The 16,704-nt window shown below is 68.9% G+C and carries 17 protein-coding genes and 2 pseudogenes; 5 read left to right on the forward strand and 14 right to left on the reverse strand.

What is annotated here, in order from left to right:
• Nucleotides 1–740: LLM class flavin-dependent oxidoreductase (locus VHB27_RS15885; protein WP_325602179.1), on the reverse strand; the 740-nt coding region annotated here is incomplete at its 3' end.
• Between the two features lie 16 nt (nucleotides 741–756).
• A complete protein-coding gene (locus VHB27_RS15890) occupies nucleotides 757–1,113 on the reverse strand; it encodes a VOC family protein (protein ID WP_325602182.1) in 357 nt (118 codons plus the stop codon).
• Nucleotides 1,114–1,131: 18 nt separating this feature from the next.
• On the opposite strand from VHB27_RS15890, the gene VHB27_RS15895 reads away from it, so the two are divergent.
• Nucleotides 1,132–2,307, forward strand: coding sequence for an alpha/beta hydrolase family protein (locus tag VHB27_RS15895; RefSeq protein ID WP_325602184.1), 1,176 nt, complete (start codon nucleotides 1,132–1,134; stop codon nucleotides 2,305–2,307).
• A gap of 9 nt (nucleotides 2,308–2,316) precedes the next feature.
• Here the strand turns inward: VHB27_RS15895 and proB are convergent, their stop codons facing one another.
• From proB to VHB27_RS15930, 7 genes and pseudogenes are all read right to left on the reverse strand, one after another.
• Nucleotides 2,317–3,435: a glutamate 5-kinase gene (proB, locus tag VHB27_RS15900; RefSeq protein WP_325602186.1), complete on the reverse strand. Its 1,119-nt coding sequence runs from the start codon at nucleotides 3,433–3,435 to the stop codon at nucleotides 2,317–2,319.
• Nucleotides 3,432–4,445: a GTPase ObgE gene (obgE, locus tag VHB27_RS15905; RefSeq protein ID WP_325602188.1), complete on the reverse strand. Its 1,014-nt coding sequence runs from the start codon at nucleotides 4,443–4,445 to the stop codon at nucleotides 3,432–3,434. Before obgE ends, proB begins: the two co-directional genes overlap by 4 nt.
• Nucleotides 4,446–4,518: 73 nt before the next feature.
• Nucleotides 4,519–4,788 (reverse strand): 50S ribosomal protein L27, encoded by a 270-nt coding sequence (rpmA, locus tag VHB27_RS15910; protein WP_325602190.1) that lies wholly within the window; start codon nucleotides 4,786–4,788, stop codon nucleotides 4,519–4,521.
• A gap of 120 nt (nucleotides 4,789–4,908) precedes the next feature.
• A pseudogene (gene rplU / locus VHB27_RS15915) lies at nucleotides 4,909–5,217 on the reverse strand (50S ribosomal protein L21); the annotation flags it as partial.
• Nucleotides 5,218–5,441: 224 nt separating this feature from the next.
• Nucleotides 5,442–7,028 carry a phosphoglycerate dehydrogenase gene (serA, locus tag VHB27_RS15920; protein ID WP_325602192.1) on the reverse strand — a complete coding sequence of 529 codons (1,587 nt, stop codon included), beginning with the start codon at nucleotides 7,026–7,028 and terminating at the stop codon, nucleotides 5,442–5,444.
• Nucleotides 7,029–7,043: 15 nt separating this feature from the next.
• Nucleotides 7,044–8,219: a phosphoserine transaminase gene (locus VHB27_RS15925; protein WP_325602194.1), complete on the reverse strand. Its 1,176-nt coding sequence runs from the start codon at nucleotides 8,217–8,219 to the stop codon at nucleotides 7,044–7,046.
• 621 nt (nucleotides 8,220–8,840) lie between these two features.
• Complete coding sequence (locus VHB27_RS15930) at nucleotides 8,841–9,365, reverse strand: DUF1993 domain-containing protein (RefSeq protein WP_325602196.1); 525 nt, start codon at nucleotides 9,363–9,365, stop codon at nucleotides 8,841–8,843.
• A gap of 147 nt (nucleotides 9,366–9,512) precedes the next feature.
• Here VHB27_RS15930 and VHB27_RS15935 point away from each other — a divergent pair.
• Nucleotides 9,513–9,814, forward strand: a pseudogene (locus VHB27_RS15935) (transposase); the annotation flags it as partial.
• 250 nt (nucleotides 9,815–10,064) lie between these two features.
• On the opposite strand, the gene VHB27_RS15940 reads toward VHB27_RS15935, so the two are convergent.
• Nucleotides 10,065–11,102 carry a hypothetical protein gene (locus VHB27_RS15940; protein WP_325602198.1) on the reverse strand — a complete coding sequence of 346 codons (1,038 nt, stop codon included), beginning with the start codon at nucleotides 11,100–11,102 and terminating at the stop codon, nucleotides 10,065–10,067.
• A 191-nt stretch (nucleotides 11,103–11,293) separates the two neighbouring features.
• Here VHB27_RS15940 and VHB27_RS15945 point away from each other — a divergent pair, with 191 nt between their 5' ends.
• The gene (locus VHB27_RS15945; RefSeq protein WP_325602200.1) at nucleotides 11,294–11,563 is read left to right on the forward strand and encodes a hypothetical protein; all 270 of its coding nucleotides are present in this window, start codon (nucleotides 11,294–11,296) and stop codon (nucleotides 11,561–11,563) included.
• Nucleotides 11,564–11,828: 265 nt separating this feature from the next.
• Nucleotides 11,829–12,164 carry a hypothetical protein gene (locus tag VHB27_RS15950; RefSeq protein WP_325602202.1) on the forward strand — a complete coding sequence of 112 codons (336 nt, stop codon included), beginning with the start codon at nucleotides 11,829–11,831 and terminating at the stop codon, nucleotides 12,162–12,164.
• On the opposite strand, the gene VHB27_RS15955 is transcribed toward VHB27_RS15950, so the two are convergent.
• From VHB27_RS15955 to VHB27_RS15970, 4 genes are read right to left on the reverse strand one after another with little or no spacing between them, the layout of a single operon-like run.
• Complete coding sequence (locus VHB27_RS15955) at nucleotides 12,143–13,273, reverse strand: DegT/DnrJ/EryC1/StrS family aminotransferase (RefSeq protein WP_325602204.1); 1,131 nt, start codon at nucleotides 13,271–13,273, stop codon at nucleotides 12,143–12,145. The two genes, VHB27_RS15950 and VHB27_RS15955, sit on opposite strands and share 22 nt — an antisense overlap.
• Nucleotides 13,270–14,241, reverse strand: a complete 972-nt coding sequence (locus tag VHB27_RS15960; RefSeq protein WP_325602206.1) for an NAD-dependent epimerase/dehydratase family protein — start codon at nucleotides 14,239–14,241, stop codon at nucleotides 13,270–13,272. The genes VHB27_RS15955 and VHB27_RS15960 overlap by 4 nt, the downstream gene beginning before the upstream one ends.
• A gap of 49 nt (nucleotides 14,242–14,290) precedes the next feature.
• Nucleotides 14,291–15,139 carry a metal ABC transporter permease gene (locus VHB27_RS15965; RefSeq protein ID WP_325602208.1) on the reverse strand — a complete coding sequence of 283 codons (849 nt, stop codon included), beginning with the start codon at nucleotides 15,137–15,139 and terminating at the stop codon, nucleotides 14,291–14,293.
• Nucleotides 15,139–15,819, reverse strand: coding sequence for a metal ABC transporter ATP-binding protein (locus tag VHB27_RS15970; RefSeq protein WP_325602210.1), 681 nt, complete (start codon nucleotides 15,817–15,819; stop codon nucleotides 15,139–15,141). The genes VHB27_RS15965 and VHB27_RS15970 overlap by 1 nt, the downstream gene beginning before the upstream one ends.
• Before the next feature lie 153 nt (nucleotides 15,820–15,972).
• On the opposite strand from VHB27_RS15970, the gene VHB27_RS15975 reads away from it, so the two are divergent.
• On the forward strand, nucleotides 15,973–16,704 hold a 732-nt coding region (locus VHB27_RS15975; RefSeq protein ID WP_325602212.1), incomplete at its 3' end, for a DUF445 family protein.

Raw genomic sequence — 16,704 nt, forward strand, 5'->3', positions numbered from 1 at the left:
GAGATCGGGAAATCCCCCGGATCCCGCCCGGCCTTTTCCAGCGCTTCGCGCAGCATGGGGACCGCGCGGCGGAAATCCTCGGTCGTCGAGCCGCCGGCGCCCATCCAGCCATCGGCCAATACGGCGCTGCGGCGGATCGCGTCCGGATGACCGACCCCCATCCAGATCGGCAGCGGCGCCTGCACCGGACGCAGGCCCAGGCGCGCCTTGTCCAGATGGTAGAACCGTCCGGCATGGGTCACGCTCTCGCTGGACCACAGCGCGCGGATGACGCCGACGGATTCGCGGAAGCGGGCGACGCGGCCTTCGATCGGGATCTCGAACTCCTGGTAGTGCTGCGGCCGTCCGATCCCCACGCCCATCACCGCTCGGCCGCCGCTGACGGTGTCGAGCGTCGCCCATTGATGCGCGACCCAGCGCGGATCATGCACCGGCAGCACCAGCACCGAGGCGCCGAGACGGATGCGGCTGGTCAGCGCGGCGGCATAGGTCAGAAGCGTCAGCGCGTCGAAGCATGTCACGTGGTCGAACGTGTTCTCGGTCACCCACAGGTCGCGGAAGCCATAGGCCTCCGCGCGCTGGGCGACGGTGCGGATCGCCGCCATGTCGAAGCCTGCCCCGCCCGTTGCCCCGCCCATTGGGGCAGCGCCCGTTGGGGCACCGCCCGTGGGGGCAGCAAACGCGTCGGGTGAGCGATGCGGCAGGGAAACGCCGAACGGGATGCGGTCCGCGAGCGCCATGGGTCACACCTTCCGGTCAGGCCTTCTCGATGATTTCCATCTGCGCCCCGTCCGGCGCCTGCACGAAGGCGACGCGGTTGCCGCTGCCGCCCTTCAGTTCCTCCAGGATCTCGACGCCGTTGCCGCGCAGCTTCGCCAGGGTGCCGGGGTAGTCGTCGGTGACGATGGCCATGTGCTCGATGCCGTAGAACTGCTTGTGGTTCTGTTCGGAAATCAGGCCGGTGACGTTCAACTGCACGCCGTGCAGGTCGAGCTGCCAGCCCCGGCCCGGCATCTCGGCCTTCCGCGTCGCGCCGAAATTGTCCATGTAGTATTTGATCGTCGCCTCCACGTCGTGGGCCTTCAGATGCACGTGCTGAACCGACAGGGCCATCCCCGTTTCCTCCTGGCTATGCGCGCCGCGGTCATCGCGCCGGCGGTGCGCGTCGTAATCATCGCGCCGGCGGTGCGTCTCGCAGTCATCGCGCCGGCGGTGCGCGTCGCGGTCATCGTGGCCACGTTCGCCGCCGGCTGGCAAGCCATGGCCGCGGAGCCTCCGGTCGGCTTCTCGATCGTCCACGTGCCGGCCCTGCAGGGGGATCCGACCGACGCGCCGATCAATGTGGGCGTCTGGTATCCGGTGGAGGGTGTGGCTAAGGACAATACGCCAGGGGGCCCTATCCAGGGGGGCGGTGTCCAGGGGGGCGGTGTCCAGGGGGCCGGTGTCCAGGGGGCCGGTGTCCAGGGCGACGTCGTCCTTGGGGATGTCGCCTTGGGCCCGCGCGTCCAGTCGGTCGCGACGGACGCCCCGGTGGTCGGCGACGACCTGCCGCTGGTGGTCATCGCCCACGGCACCGACGGGTCGATGGGCGATCACGACGACACGGCGCTCGCGCTCGCGCGGGCCGGCTTCGTCGTCGCCGCGCCGGAATTTCCGCATGACAACTATCTGGACAAGACCCGCACGCGGCATTTCGAGGACCCGCCCCGCACCATCCATGCGGTGATCGATTTCATGCTGCGGGACTGGCCGAACCATCGCCAGGTCGACCCCGGCCGGATCGGCCTGTTCGGGTTTTCGGCGGGCGGCTTCTCCGCGCTGATCGCCGCCGGCGCGGTCCCGGACCTGGACCTGTTCCCCGCCTACTGCGCCCATCACGCCGACGCCTATGTCTGTCGCGCCACGGAGGAGCATCCGGCACCGCGGGTCGCGCAGTTGCCGCGCGCGGGCTGGGTCGCCGATCCGCGGATACGCTCCCTGGTGCTTGCCGCGCCGGCGATCGGCTTCGTCTTCACGCGGGCGGGCTTGTCCGGGGTGACGGTTCCGGTGCAGCTATGGGCGGCCGGCGACGACCAGTTCCTGCCCGAAGCGGACGACATCGAGCCGATCCGGGACCGCCTGCCGACCAAGCCCGACTACCACCTCGTCGCCGGCGCCAATCATTTCGATTTCCTCGCCCCCTGTTCGGAGGCGCTGGCACGGACGGAACCCATTGTCTGTTCGGAACGGGACGGCTTCGACCGTGCGCGTTTCCACGAGCGGTTCAACGCCGCCGTGGTGGCGTTCTTCCGGCGCACGCTGCGCTGACGCAGCCCGTCAGCCCAGCACCAGGTCGTCGCGGTGCACCAGCTCGTCGCGGCCGCGCCAGCCCAGGATCGCCTCGATCTCGTCGGAACGGTGCCCGGCGATGCGTTCGGCCTCGGTGCTGGCATAGGCGGACAGCCCGTGCCCCAGGACGGAGCCGTCGGGGCCCAGGATCGTCACCGGGTCGCCGCGGCCGAACGACCCCTCGACGGCGCGCACGCCGGCCGGCAGCAGGGAGCCGCCCTTGGCCAGCGCCCGAGCGGCGCCCTGGTCGACGGTAAGGGCGCCCTGGGGGGAGAGGGAGCCGGCGATCCAGCGCTTGCGGGAACTGCGGCCCTCGGGCGTCGGCAGGAACCAGGTGCAGCGCGCGCCCTGCTCCAGCGCCAGCAGCGGCCGTTCGACCTTGCCGATCGCGATCGCCATCGCGCACCCGGCCTGGGTGGCGATCCGGGCGGCCACCAGCTTGGTGCGCATGCCGCCGGACGAGTAGCCGGGCGGGGGTTCGCCGCCCATCGCCTCGATCGCCGGCGTCACGGCCTCGACGATGGGCAGGTGTTTCGCGTCCGGGTCGCGGCGGGGGTCGGCGGTGTACAGGCCGTCGATGTCCGACAGCAGGACCAACTGGTCGGCCTGCATCATCTCCGCCACCCGCGCGGCGAGGCGGTCGTTGTCGCCGAAACGGATCTCGGCGGTCGCGACGGTGTCGTTCTCGTTGATGACCGGGATGCAGTTCAGGCCCAGCAGCGTATTCAGCGTCGAGCGGGCGTTGAGGTAGCGGCGCCGGTCCTCGGTGTCGTCGAGCGTCAGCAGAAGCTGCGCCGCGGTCAGGCCGCGCGCGGACAGCGCGTGGCTCCAGGCCTGCGCAAGCTGGATCTGCCCGACCGCCGCGGCGGCCTGCTTCTCCTCCAGCCGCAGGCGCTTCTGCGTCAGGCGAAGGGTGCGGCGCGCCAGGGCGATGGCGCCGGACGAGACGACGATGACGTCGACGCCCCGGTCGCGCAGGGCACGGATATCGGCCGCCACGCTGTCGAGCCAGGCGGCCCGCGGCGCGGCGTGCTTCTCATCGACGACGAGCGCGCTGCCGATCTTGATGACGAGGCGCTGGGCGTTGGCGAGAGAGGGGGCGGTCACGCCGCCTGTTCCCGGCGCGTGTCGTGGATGGCGTTCTGCAGCGCGCGCAGCACCTCCGGCACGCCCTGGCCGGTGGCGCCGGACAGCAGGAACACCGGACGGCCGCCGGACGCCTTGCGCAGCGCCGCCATGCGCGCCGAGGCCTCGCGCGGGGTCATCGCGTCGGCCTTGTTCAGGCCGATGATCTCCGGCTTGCCGCCCAGGCCGCCGCCATAGGCCTCCATCTCGGCCCGCACCGTGCGCCAGGCCTTGACCACGTCGCCGGCGGCGCCGTCGATCAGGTGCAGCAGCACGGCGCAGCGCTCGACATGGCCCAGGAACCGGTCGCCGAGGCCGGCGCCTTCATGCGCGCCTTCGATCAGGCCGGGGATGTCGGCCAGGACGAACTCCTCCGCCATCGACAGGCGGATGACGCCAAGCTGGGGGTGCAGCGTGGTGAAGGGGTAATCGGCGATCTTGGGACGGGCGGCGGAGACGACCGACAGGAAGGTGGACTTGCCGGCGTTGGGCAGGCCGACCAGCCCGGCATCGGCGATCAGCTTCAGCCGCAGCCACACCCACCGCTCCTCTCCCGGCCATCCCTTCGTCGCCTTCCGTGGCGCCCGGTTGGTCGAGGTCTTGAAATGCGCGTTGCCGAAGCCGCCGTCGCCGCCTTTCAGCAGGACCACCCGCTTGCCCGGCGCGTCGAGGTCGGCGAGCAGCGTTTCCTGGTCGTCGTCGAAGATCTGCGTGCCGATCGGCACCGTGATCACGACCGGCCCGGCGCCGGCGCCGGTCTTGTCCGAACCCGCGCCGTTGCCGCCCTTGGGCGCGCGGAAATGCTGGGTGTAGCGGAAGTCGATCAGCGTGTTCAGGTTGGGTTCGGCGACGAACACGATGTCCCCGCCCTTGCCGCCGTCACCGCCGTCGGGGCCGCCGAACTCGATGTATTTCTCCCGCCGGAACGCGACCACGCCGTCGCCGCCGTCGCCGGAGCGCAGGTAGATCTTGGCCTGGTCGAGGAACTTCATGACGGGTCACCGGAAAACGGAACGGGGGCCGGCTTTGGCCGACCCCCGCCTGCGTAACAGAGTATGGGTCGGCCTATTCCGCGGCGGTCGGCAGCGGCTCCACCGAGATATGGACGCGGCCTTCCGACTTGCGGGTGAACTTCACCTTGCCGTCGACCAGCGCGAAGATGGTGTGGTCGCGGCCGAGGCCGACATTGGCGCCCGGGTACCACTTGGTGCCGCGCTGACGGACCAGGATGTTGCCGGCGATGACGGATTCGCCGCCGAACTTCTTGATGCCGAGGCGGCGGCCTTCGGTATCGCGCCCGTTGCGGGATGAACCGCCTGCTTTTTTATGAGCCATGGGGGATTACTCCTGCGAAGGGGCGGCGTTCTCGACCGCTTCCGGGGCGACGCCCGAGACGACGGCGGCGGACTCGGCCGCATCGACCGCGGCGGCAGGGGCCGTGTAGGTCTGGCCGTGCGCGTTGATGCCGTTCACGCGCAGCACGGTGACGTGCTGGCGATGGCCGTTGCGGCGGCGGCTGTTCTGCCGGCGGCGCTTCTTGAAGATGATGACCTTGTCCAGGCGGTCCTGCGCGATCACGGTCGCGGTGACGCTGGCCTCGGCCACCGTCGGCGCGCCGATCGTCAGGTTGCCGTCCGCGCCCACGGCGAGGACATCGGTGAAGGTGACCGTGCCGCCCGCTTCGGCGTCCAGCTTCTCGACTTTCAGCACCGCGTTCGGCGTGACGCGGTACTGCTTTCCGCCCGTGCGGATGACAGCGAACATGGGTTGCGACTTTCGATACAAACAATGCGAGCCACGCAGGGCGCTTGCGCACCCTGGCGGCCGGGAGCGGGCGTTATAGCCAGGACGGCGCCGGAGTCAACAGCGAAAAGCGCCGGATTTTGGTTTCCGGTCAGACACTTGCCGATGTCACCGCGCGGTCTGGCCTGCCCTGCCGGGTACGCAGGCGTGGTCGCCGGGTCGGGAAACCACGCCAATCCAACCGGTTAGAACGCCAGGCCGGTCGCCTGGACCACCAGGGGCAGCGTGCGGACCATCGCCAGGACCTCCTCCGGCACCGTCTCATCCACCGACACCAGGCAGATCGCGTCCCCGCCCTGCTCCGCTCGGCCCAGGTGGAAGGTGGCGATGTTGATCCCCGCCCCCGCCAGCGTCGCGCCGAAGCGGCCGATGAAGCCCGGCTTGTCCTGGTTGGTGACATACAGCATGTGCGGGGCGAAATCGGCCTCCACCTTGATGCCCTTGATCTCCACGATCCGCGGCCGGGACCCGGCGAACAGCGTGCCGGCCACCGAACGGGTCATCGTCGCGGTCTCCACCGTCAGGCGCACCAGGGTCTGGTAGGCGCTGGGGCGGTCATGGATGGTCTCGGCCACGTCGATCCCGTGGTCGCGCGCGATCACCGGCGCGTTGACCATGTTCACCCCGTCCATCAGCGGCGACAGCAACCCGGCCAGCATCGCCGCACTGAGCGGGCGCGTGTTCAGCGCGGCGACCTGGCCTTCGTATTCGAACGTCACCTTGGCGATCGCCCCTTCCCTGGCCTGGGTCAGTTGGCCGGCGAAGGCGCCCAACTGGCGGCAAAGCTCCAGGTACGGCTTGATCCGCGGCGCGTCCTCGGCGGACACCGAGGCCATGTTGATCGCGTTGGTGATCGCGCCGGTCAGCAGGAAGTCGCTCATCTGCTCTGCGACCTGCAGGGCGACGTTCTCCTGCGCCTCGGCCGTGGCGGCGCCGAGATGCGGGGTGCAGACCACGTTCTCCAGCCCGAACAGCGGCGAGTCGGTGGCCGGCTCGACCTCGAACACGTCCAGCGCGGCGCCGGCGACGTGGCCGGACTTGATCGCGTCCGCCAGCGCCTGCTCGTCCAGCAGGCCGCCGCGGGCGCAGTTGACGATACGCACGCCCTTGCGCGTCTTCGCCAGCGCCTCCCGCGACAGGATGTTCTTCGTCGCATCCGTCAGCGGGACGTGCAGCGTGATGAAATCGGCCCGCGCCAGCAGCGTTTCCAGGTCGGTCTTCTCGACCCCAAGCTCCGTCGCGCGCTTTTCCGACAGATAGGGATCGTAGGCCAGGACGCGCATTTTCAGCGCCACCGCGCGGTCCGCGACGATCGAGCCGATATTGCCGCAGCCGATCAGGCCCAGCGTCTTGGCGGTCAGCTCAACGCCCATGAAGCGGTTCTTTTCCCACTTCCCGGCCTTGGTCGAAGCGGACGCCTCGGGGATCTGGCGCGCCAGGGCGAACATCATCGCGATGGCGTGTTCGGCGGTGGTGATGGTGTTGCCGTGCGGCGTGTTCATCACCACGACGCCGCGCGCCGTGGCCGATTTCACGTCGACATTGTCGACGCCGATGCCGGCGCGGCCGATGACTTTCAGGTTCGTCGCGACATCCAGCAGTTCTTTCGTGACCTTGGTCGCGGAGCGGATCGCCAGGCCATCATAGTCGGCGATGATGGCCCGCAGGTCCGCCGGCGACAGGCCGGGTTTCAGGTCGACGTCGACACCGCGGCTGCGGAAGATCTCGACAGCCGCCGGCGACAGCTTGTCGCTGATCAGCACTTTCGGCATGGGACTGGCCCTTCGTTACTGGACAGGAGCGAATGAAGCGGCGATCTGGGTCGCGGCCCAGTCGAGCCAGGGCAGCAGCGCCTTGATATCGGCGGTCTCCACCGTTGCGCCGCCCCAGATCCGCAGGCCCGGCGGCGCATCGCGATACGACCCGATATCGTAAGCCACGCCTTCCTTTTCGAGCAGCGCGGCCAGTTGCTTCGCCGCTTTCGCCTGCCCTTCGGCGGGCAGCGCCGTGAACCAGGGCGCGGTGATCTTGAGGCAGATCGAGGTGCAGGACCGCGTCACCGGTTCCTCGGCCAGGAAGTCGGCCCAGTCCGAGGTCTCCACCCACGCCGCGACGGCGGCGAGATTGGCTTCGGAGCGTGCGATCAGCGCCGGCAGGCCGCCGATCTTCTGCGCCCAGAGCAGCCCGTCGATCGCATCTTCCACGCACAGCATGGACGGGGTATTGATCGTTTCGCCCTTGAAGATGCCTTCGTTCAGCTTGCCCTTGGCGGTCAGGCGGAAAATCTTCGGCAGCGGCCAGGGCGGCGTGTAGGTCTCCAGCCGCTCCACCGCCCGCGGCGACAGCGCGAGCATGCCGTGCGCGGCCTCTCCGCCCAGCACTTTCTGCCAGGACCAGGTCACGACATCCAGCTTGTCCCAGGCCAGGTCCATGGCGAAGGCGGCGGACGTAGCGTCGCAGATCACCAGTCCTTCCCGATCGGCGGGGATGCCGTCGGCGTTCGGCACGCGGACGCCGGAGGTGGTGCCGTTCCAGGTGAAAACAATGTCGCGGGCGAAGTCGACGGCATCCGGGTCGCCGAGCTTGCCGTACGGGGCCTTGATGACGCGCGCGTCGGACAGCTTCAGGTGCTTGGCGACGTCCGTCGCCCAGCCTTCGCCGAAGCTCTCGAATGCAACGACATCGACGCCGCGCGCGCCCAGCAGCGACCACATCGCCATTTCCATCGCGCCGGTGTCGGAGGCCGGGACGATGCCCAGGCGCCAGTCGGCGGGCATGCCGAGGATGGATTTGGAGAGGGAGATGACTTCGGCCAACCGAGCCTTGGGGGCGGATGCGCGGTGGGAGCGGCCGAGAAAGGCGCCGGAGAGGGCGTCGAGGGTGAATCCCGGACGTTTGGCGCACGGCCCGGACGAGAAATTGGGATTGCTCGGACGGACGTCCGGCTTGGCGGTGTCTACCATTGCGGCTCTCCCTTTCAGAAGAGAAGCGTCCCGGTGGGGGGACGTGGCCCGCCGCGCTGATTAAGCGCAACGCCGGGGAGCGTCAACTTTTTTTGAGGGGTGCTGGGAGGAATGCTTCGGGGTCGGTACAGATAGTCAATCCCGTCATGGCGGCCGGAGGGCTGCGCGCCCAGCGCTTGCGGTGGAGAGCGCACCGCTGGAGAACTTATGACTTTATCCTTGCAGCCAGTCGCCGATCCGCTTCTTCGCGATAGCCTCGTTTTGGGACGAACCCGTAACGGGAAACTCTATCCAAATGCCTGGATTGATCAGCACTTCCTGACTTAATGTCGTATAGCAGCGCTCCGCTATATTCTCTCCGAAACAAACATCGATCCGTGTATCGCGGACGTTCGTTTCGCACGGAGACGTCCGCTGCGCGGACTTCACCGAGACACGGAGAGTACGGAGACGGTGTGGTGGCGCCCTTGCTTGCCGTCGACCAGCCTGACGGCTTGCAACAGTATTTCCAGGCGACGCGAATCAAACTACGGACGTCATCCACGCCGTGGACCCATAAACGGCGAATGACTGGATTGTTTGGTTGGCGACGATCCGGTCGTTGGATGGAGGATTTTCATCTTAGGATGATCTGGTGCGCAGCCGCCCCTCGTAATCACGCTTACCCAGCGGCACGCCTCGTGATCGCAGGATGTCGTATGCGGTGACGGCGTGAAAATGGAAGTTTGGCAGTGAGAAGGAGAGAATGAAAGTCTCCGACGTGAAGGAAAGCCTTCGCGGGCCGATCTGAAGGTCCAGGTCCTTGCCCGTCCAGCCGTTAACCTCCTGGGGAGTGAACGCCTGCAGCGCCGTTTCCGCCTTGACGATCATGGCCTGCAGGTCGGCGAAAGGAACCGGCCCGACGAGGGCGGGAGGCGTGAACGCGCCGGTCTTCAGGGCCTCCACCCCCCACACGGAATGGTGCCACGCCGCTTCGATCTGAAAATGGAAGGGTGCCATGTCGTCGAAGAGGCGCGTGTTCACGAAATTATCGGGATCGACACCCGTCTCCGCGAAATGCATGGCCGCACGGTCGAGGAAGCCTCCGATGGACCTCACAGTCTGCAGGAAGGTCGGCACGCTGAGGTCATAGAGTGATGTCGACATTGGTTTCTCCCCTCACGAGCCGCTTGAATGTCTTCATGTCAGCTTGTGACGCAATGGCCGCAACGGCAAGGATTGGCGTGGTTATCGACTGGCGGCTTTCCCTTCGCGCGAAACTCCGATTCAGCGTCGGCATGATGCCGATACGATCTGTCCGATTTCGCGTGGTGCGGGATCGAGCCGCTGCTACCCAGCAAGCCCCGAGGCGTGCCACGCGTAGACGACCGGCGCGTGCCGAACGGCATTTTCCGGGTGTTGCGGTCCGGTACGCCCTGACGCGCTCTTCCGGCGCGCTATGGTCCGCGCACTGCTTGCTACAACCGCTTCGTCCGATGGCGAAAAGCAGGCGTATGGGACCGGCTGATGGACGCCATCACGGCCGCGCATGACGGCGACAGCAGATGATCGACAGCACCTCCGTTCGCGCACACCAGCAGCCCGCGACGGCAAAAATGGAGGTGCAGATCATTGTCCCGGTCGCAGCCTATCGTTCCGAATACAATACGGACTCTCTGAATTCGCCAAAGAAATGACTCCGTGGCCTCCGAGCCCTCCATAAGCGCGAAGCGCTCGTCTCCGCGCGAAAACGACCGCAGGTGATAACCGCACCAGCCATGGATGCGCCGCGACGACGGCAAGCCGACGAGGGGCAGCATCCCGACGGAGATGGATCGACGACATTCCGTCCCAAGCCGCAACCCCTCAAAACCCCAACGCCGCCATGTCGCACCCGCCCATGCACGGCGACAGCGCCATGCTAAGGTTCAGCGCCGCCTTCAACTGAGCCGCCAGCGCCGCGATCGGCAGCCCGATGCTCAGCACCGGCAGGCTCGGCATCGCCGGGACCTGCCAGTTCATCGCCGGCAGCTGCAGGTTCATCGCGGCCATCACGTTCGACGGCGTCGCGATCATCGTCGGCCCCAACTGCAACTTCGCCAGGAACGGGATCGCCGCGCCGAGCGACAGGCCCAGCGTGCTCTGCACCGCGCCGACGGTCGCCTGGACCTGTTCCTGCACCATGGCCTGCACCGCCGGCAGTCCAAGCGACAATGCGTTGATCCCCAGCATGGCGTTGATCTGCGCGACGGCGGACAGCGCGGAACTCAGGCTGGCCATCGCCGACAGGGAGCCAGGGGAGAATTGCGGCATCGGGATCCCCAACATGACCTTCAGCATCGCAGCAAGCTGCGCCGCGATGTTGCCCGTCAGCCCAAGCTGCGAGACCAGCGACAGCATCGGCAGAAGCATCTGCAACTGCATCAGGAAGCTGCTCCACGCCGATACGTCCAGGCCGAGCGGCGCCGACAGGTCCAGCGCCAATCCCGCCCGGATCTGCGCGCAGGCCTGCAACGCCGCCGAGAGCTGGGTCCAGGCGCCGAGATTGGCCCCCAGGCCCAGGCCCAGCCCAGGCAACCGCGCGGCGATGGACGCGGCGAGCTGCGCGAAGGCGCTGGCGCCCGCCGGCGTGGTCAGGTCGATCCCCAGCGGCGCCATCGTCGCCTGCAACTGGGCGAAGGCCGACAGCGTCGCCATCGCGCCGGCGTTGAGCGACAGGCTGGGGAACGAAATCCCCAGCCAGGACGGGTCGGGATTGAAGCCGACACCCAGGTTCAGCATCATCCGCGCCAGCGCGCCAAGCTGGTCGGTGAGCGACAGCGACATCGACATCGTCGCCGCCGCCTGAAGACTCGGCAGCGTCAGCGCCAGCGTTGAGACGCTCTCCTTGCAGAAACACGCCATCGGACGATCCCACCACGATTATCGAAGCGAAAGGATTTTCGCATGGCCGGCGGCGATTTCCTATCCGGGATTCGCACCCGCGGCGTGGCAAGGCGCCCCTGCTCACGATCGCGATAGGTCGGGCGATTCGACTGCCACGCGGCGCGGGCGGGTGGTAAGCAGCCGCCACACCATGACAGCGGGAGCCTCGAATGTCGGAGATCGCCGATCTCTCCGCACGCCTTGCCGTGCTCGAAACGGTGGCGCGCCAGCTCATCACCCATCTGGCCATCCGGACGGACGATCCGCCGCGCTGGGTTGAGACGCGCAAGGTCCTTGCGCTGAACGCCCTGGCCCACAGGGAGGGCGACTCGGAGGAGATACGGGCCGCGGTGGACGGCTTCTTCCAGGAAGTGCAGGCCATCGCCGGCGACTATCGCTTCCCGGTGAGGCCGGAAACGGCGAGGCCTCTCGTGCGTTGAGATGGGGCGGGCCGAAAGCTTGGGTGTGAGAAAGAAGCGGCACTGATCGCGGCCTTCCTGGCCGGGCTCGCCCCGGCCCTTCACGGCTTTGACCGGTTGATGTCGCTGACGTCGTGGATGGCCGGCCCAAGGCCGGTCATGACGAGGGTTCGTCGGCCCGCGGCTTGGTTGTCGGTGACGATGCGATCGCGTCGGCCATGAAGGGGCCGGCCGCCCACGGCGGCAAAGGGATCGCGGTCACCGCCGCTTGGCGCAAGGAGGCACCATGACCCGAAAAACGATGTCCGGAGCGATCCTGTCGTTATTCCTGGCAACCGGAGGCGTGGCCCTGGCCCAGCAGCCGCCAACCGCCACGCCGGCCCCGCAGAACCCCACCGTGCCGGTGCCTCCCACCAGGCGGCCGAACACGCCGCCGGAAAGGATCGCCCCGGCCGATCACGACCGCGGGACGCTCAGCGAGAAGCTGTCGAAGGACCACGGCACGATCAAACCGCCCGCGGTCGACCCGGGCATGACCGTCACCCCGCCGCGCGAAGGCGCGACGCCGGTGATCCCGCCGCCGGGATCACCGGGGGGCAATCAGTCCGTCGTCCCCAAATGACCGGCGATTTGATGCAGGGCCCGGCAGACCGTCTGCACCTGCTGGTCCGTCAGTTCGGGATAAAGCGGCAGGCTGAGCACTTCGGCCGCCGCCGTCTCGCTTTTCCGGCAGCCGTCCCATAGCCGCACCCGGTCCTTGTAGGCGGGCTGGCGATGGACCGGGACCGGATAGTGGATGCCCGTCCCGACCCCCAGGCCCCGCAGGTCCGCCTGCACCGCGTCCCGCGCCGAACTGCGCAGGACATACAGATGGAAGGCGTGGCCCGCGTCCGCGCGGACGCTGGGTGCGACCAGGCAGGCGGGCAGCGCCGCCGTATAGGCCTTGGCGATGCGCCGCCGGCGCTCGTTCTGCGCATCCAGGTGGGGCAGCTTGACGCGCAGGATCGCGGCCTGGACCTCATCCAGGCGGCTGTTCACCCCGACCTCGTCGCTGATGTAGTGCTGGCGCCAGCCATATTGCCGCAGCGCGGCGATACGGGCCCCCAGGTCCGGGTCCTTGACCGCGACGGCGCCGCCATCGCCCAGCGCACCGAGGTTCTTGGTCGGGTAGAAGCTGAACGTCGCCGCGTCCCCGAACGTGCCGACGCGCTGGCCGTGCAGCCGTGCGCCGTGCGCCTGGGCGCAGTCCTCGACCAGCGCGATCCCGTGGTCCCGGCACAGCGGGACGATCCGATCCAGGTCGGCCGGCTGGCCGTACAGATGCACCGCGATCACCGCTCGGATCGGCGGCAGGCCCGGCGGCGGATACGCCAGCACCTCGGCCAGCGCGTCCGGGTCGAGCGTGTAATGGACCGGATCGATGTCGATCAGCAGCGGCGTGGCGCCGGCCATCTCGATCGCCGCCACGGTGGCGACGGCGGTGTGGGATACGGTGACGACGGCGGATCCCGGTCCGATGCCCAGGCCGCGCAGCGCCAGGGCGATCGCGTCCGTGCCGTTGCCGCATCCGATCACCGACGGGACGCCCAGCCAGGCGGCGAACTCCGCCTCGAACGCGCGAAGCTCCTGGCCCAGGACGTACCAGCCGGACGACAACGCGCGGCCGACGGCGTCGTCGATCTCCGCCTTCAGAGCGCGATAGCCGGCGCCGGGGTTCGCTTGAGGGATCATAGGTAATCTCCCAGCCGGGTGCGGTACCAGTCCATGGTGCGGCCGATGCCTTCCTCCAGCCCCGTGCGCGGCACCCAGCCGCTGGCGGCGCGGAACGCGGTGTCGTCGGCGTGGTAGCTGCCGATGTCGATGCGCGCGCGGTCGGCGGGGAATTCGCGGGTGAGGTAGCTGGCCGTGCCGCCCGAGACCTTGACGACAAGGTCCGCCAGGTCGCGCAAGGAGGCCGGCGGCGCACCGCCGATGTTGAAGATTTGCCCGTGGCAGGCCGGGTTCTCCGCGGCGGCGATGAAGGCGGCGGTGACGTCGTCGACATAGGTCAGGTCGCGCAACTGCTCGCCGCCCCAGACCTCGAACGGGCGGCCTTCCAGCACGCAGCGGATCCAGATGCCCAGGAAGGTCTGCCGCGCGTCGCGGATGCGCAGGCGGGGGCCGTAGCAGTTGGTCAGGCGCAGGGAGACGACGGGGCGGTTGCGGACGCGGTGTTCCAGCATCCAGTACTGCTCGCCGGCGAATTTCGACACGCCGTTGGCGTCGGGCGGGGCGACGGGCTGGTTCTCGGCAACCGGCAGCGTCTCCACCCGGCCATAGAACTGGCGGGTGGAGGCATGCACGACGATCGCCTCCGGCGCGGCTTCCCGCGCGGCCTGGATCAGCCGGACCTGGGCGACGGCGTTGATGTCGATATCCGCCAGCGGGTCGGCCTGGCCGCCCATGTGGCTGGTCTGGGCGGCGAGGTTGAAGATGACCGACGCGCCCTCGCACAGGTTGCGCAGGTCGATCTCCCGGATGTCACCGCGCACCAGGTCGATATCGGCGCCGTCGAGGTTGCGCGGATTGGCGCCGCCGCCGAACAGGAACCCGTCGAGCGCGACGACGCGGGCCCCGCGCTGGGCGAGCGCGTGACAGAGGTTGGAGCCGAGGAAGCCTGCGCCCCCCGTGACGAAAACCTTGCGGCGAAACCAGTCCATCCGGTGCTCCTTAGCGCCGGGGGACGTTTGCCGCCAGAAAAAGGCATTTTCAGGCGCTGGGTATGGCTTGCCGCCACAATCCGGCGCGCGGCCCCAGCAGCAGGCTGACGATCCAGAACGCGCCGGCCGTCAGCACGATCGACGGACCGGCCGGGATGTTGAAATAGTACGACGCGACCAGGCCGCCGAACGACGACAGGCAGGCGACCAGCACCGCCGCCCTGACCTGCCCCGCCAGCGAGTCGGACCAGTGCCGCGCCGCGATGGCCGGCAGCATCATCAGCCCGACGGCCATCAGCGTGCCCAGCGCGACGAAGCCGGACACCACGCACAGCACGACCAGCGTCAGGAACAGCAGGTGCCACAACCCGCCTCGTCCGCCGGTGGCGGCGACGAAGCCGGGATCGAGGCTCTCCAGCACCAGCGGCCGCCAGATCACCGACAGCACCAGCAGCGTGACGGTCGCGGCGGCGGCCATCCCGACCAGCGCCGGGTCGTCCACGGCCAGCACGTTGCCGAACAGCAGGTGCGTCAGGTCGATGCCGTGCTGCATGGAGATCAGCGCGACGCCGGCCGCCAGCGCCACCAGGTACATGCCGGCGAGTTGGCTGTCCTCCTTCCCCCCCGTCCGGCGCGCGAGCCATCCGGCCATCATCGCCACGGTCAGCCCGGCCACGATGCCGCCCAGCCCCATCGCCCAGACCGACAGGCCGGCGACGATCGCCCCGACCGCGATGCCGGGCAGGACGCCGTGCTGCAGCACGTCGCTCATGAGGCTCATGCGCCGCAGCACCAGGAAGACGCCCAAAGGCGGCGCCGCCACGGACAAGGCCAGGCACCCGGCGAGCGCGCGGCGCATGAAACCGAGCGCGAACGGCTCCAGCAGGACGTCGAGCATCAGGCGGCTCGGATCAGGCCGATCGGGGGCTGGGGAAACCAGGTCGCATGCCCGTCCGCAAGGGTGACGACCTGGGGGAAATACCGGCGCGCGAGGTCCAGGTCGTGCAGCACCGCGACGACGGTGCGGCCCTGGGCGTGCCAGTCGGCGATGACGGACAGCAGGATGGCGACGGTGTCCGTGTCGACGTTGGTGAACGGCTCATCCAGCAGGATCAGCGCGGCGTCCTGCGCGATGGTGCGGGCGAACAGCACCCGCTGGAACTGGCCGGCGGACAGCGCCTCGATATGCCGCCGCTCGAACCCCTCCAGCCCCACCTTCGCCAGCGCGGCCCGCGCGGCGGCCAGCCGGTCGCGGCCGATCGCGCGCAGCACGCCGACGCGCGGGCCGGCCAGGGCCACGACCTCCAGGCAGGTGATCGGGAAGGAGCGGTCCAGGTGGCTGCCCTGGGCCAGCAGGGCGATGTCGGCGGGGCGCAGGGCCCCGCGGTCGATCGTGCCGGCGGCGACGGGGTGCAGGCCGGCGATGGCGCGCAGCAGCGTGGTCTTGCCCGTGCCGTTGGACCCCACCAGCGCCGTCAGGCTGCCGGGGGCCAGGACGCCGGTGACGTCGGACAGCACGACACGCTGCCCGTGCCGAAGCGCCACATGATGAAAAGTGATCGGCGTCACAGCGCCCACGCCACGATCCCCCAGACCGCCGCCAGCACGACAACCGCCAGGAACAGCCGGGCGGAGGCGCCTGCGATGGGGGAGAGGGGGTCAACCATAGTTACTGTATAACATTGCAGCCGGTTGGACGGAAGACTGTCTCTGCGCCTAAACAGGGGCACGATGAGTGAAACCGACGTCGACTTCCTCGCCCGCCGGTCGCTGCGGCGGCACCGGGCGCTTGCGTCCTGCCTTTTGCTGCTGATGGCGATCCTGACCGGCGTCAGCTATGCGATCCCGCAAAACTGGTGGTCCGGCCTGCTGCAATCGGCGGCGAAGGCCGGCTTCGTCGGCGGCGTCGCGGACTGGTTCGCGGTCACGGCGCTGTTCCGCCATCCGTTGGGCATCCCCATCCCGCATACCGCGATCATCCCGAACCAGCGCCACCGGCTGGGCCAGGCGCTGGGGCGGTTCGTGGCCAACCACGTGTTCACCGGCGCCGAGGTCTCCAACGTCCTGGCGAAGCTCGACCTGCCGTCGATCCTGCACCGGTTCCTGGCCGATCCGGCGGCCTCGCGCCCCGCGGCGGTGGCGCTGGCCGGCATGCTGCCGCGTATCCTCTCCAGCGTGGAGGACGGCCGCGCCCGCCGCGTCCTGGCGCGGATCGTGCCGCGGATCGTCGGCGGACCCGGCGGCGGGCTGGTCGTCGCCCGCGCGATGCACAGCCTGGTCGACGGCGGCCGGCACCAGGAAGTGTTCGGCTTCATCCTGGCGCAACTGAAAACCGCCCTGGCCGGCAAGGAGGACTCGCTGCGCGCCGCGATCGAGGAGCGGGTGCGCGAGCAAGGCGGGCGGCTGGTGGGCTGGGCGATCGGCGCCTCGGTCGCGCGGCGGGTGCTGGCGCAGATCAATGCC

It is taken from the genome of Rhodopila sp. (assembly GCF_035548235.1).
Lineage (GTDB): Bacteria > Pseudomonadota > Alphaproteobacteria > Acetobacterales > Acetobacteraceae > Rhodopila.

What these genes read in the sequence shown, in the direction of transcription:
- VHB27_RS15930 (WP_325602196.1), bottom strand. Translation starts at nt 9,365, where the DNA reads ATGTCGACATCACTCTATGACCTCAGCGTGCCGACCTTCCTGCAGACT.
- VHB27_RS15960 (WP_325602206.1), bottom strand. Translation starts at nt 14,241, where the DNA reads ATGGACTGGTTTCGCCGCAAGGTTTTCGTCACGGGGGGCGCAGGCTTC.
- obgE (WP_325602188.1), bottom strand. Translation starts at nt 4,445, where the DNA reads ATGAAGTTCCTCGACCAGGCCAAGATCTACCTGCGCTCCGGCGACGGC.
- VHB27_RS15950 (WP_325602202.1), top strand. Translation starts at nt 11,829, where the DNA reads ATGACCCGAAAAACGATGTCCGGAGCGATCCTGTCGTTATTCCTGGCA.
- VHB27_RS15925 (WP_325602194.1), bottom strand. Translation starts at nt 8,219, where the DNA reads ATGGTAGACACCGCCAAGCCGGACGTCCGTCCGAGCAATCCCAATTTC.
- VHB27_RS15945 (WP_325602200.1), top strand. Translation starts at nt 11,294, where the DNA reads ATGTCGGAGATCGCCGATCTCTCCGCACGCCTTGCCGTGCTCGAAACG.
- VHB27_RS15940 (WP_325602198.1), bottom strand. Translation starts at nt 11,102, where the DNA reads ATGGCGTGTTTCTGCAAGGAGAGCGTCTCAACGCTGGCGCTGACGCTG.
- VHB27_RS15965 (WP_325602208.1), bottom strand. Translation starts at nt 15,139, where the DNA reads ATGCTCGACGTCCTGCTGGAGCCGTTCGCGCTCGGTTTCATGCGCCGC.
- VHB27_RS15890 (WP_325602182.1), bottom strand. Translation starts at nt 1,113, where the DNA reads ATGGCCCTGTCGGTTCAGCACGTGCATCTGAAGGCCCACGACGTGGAG.
- serA (WP_325602192.1), bottom strand. Translation starts at nt 7,028, where the DNA reads ATGCCGAAAGTGCTGATCAGCGACAAGCTGTCGCCGGCGGCTGTCGAG.
- rpmA (WP_325602190.1), bottom strand. Translation starts at nt 4,788, where the DNA reads ATGGCTCATAAAAAAGCAGGCGGTTCATCCCGCAACGGGCGCGATACC.
- VHB27_RS15895 (WP_325602184.1), top strand. Translation starts at nt 1,132, where the DNA reads ATGCGCGCCGCGGTCATCGCGCCGGCGGTGCGCGTCGTAATCATCGCG.
- VHB27_RS15955 (WP_325602204.1), bottom strand. Translation starts at nt 13,273, where the DNA reads ATGATCCCTCAAGCGAACCCCGGCGCCGGCTATCGCGCTCTGAAGGCG.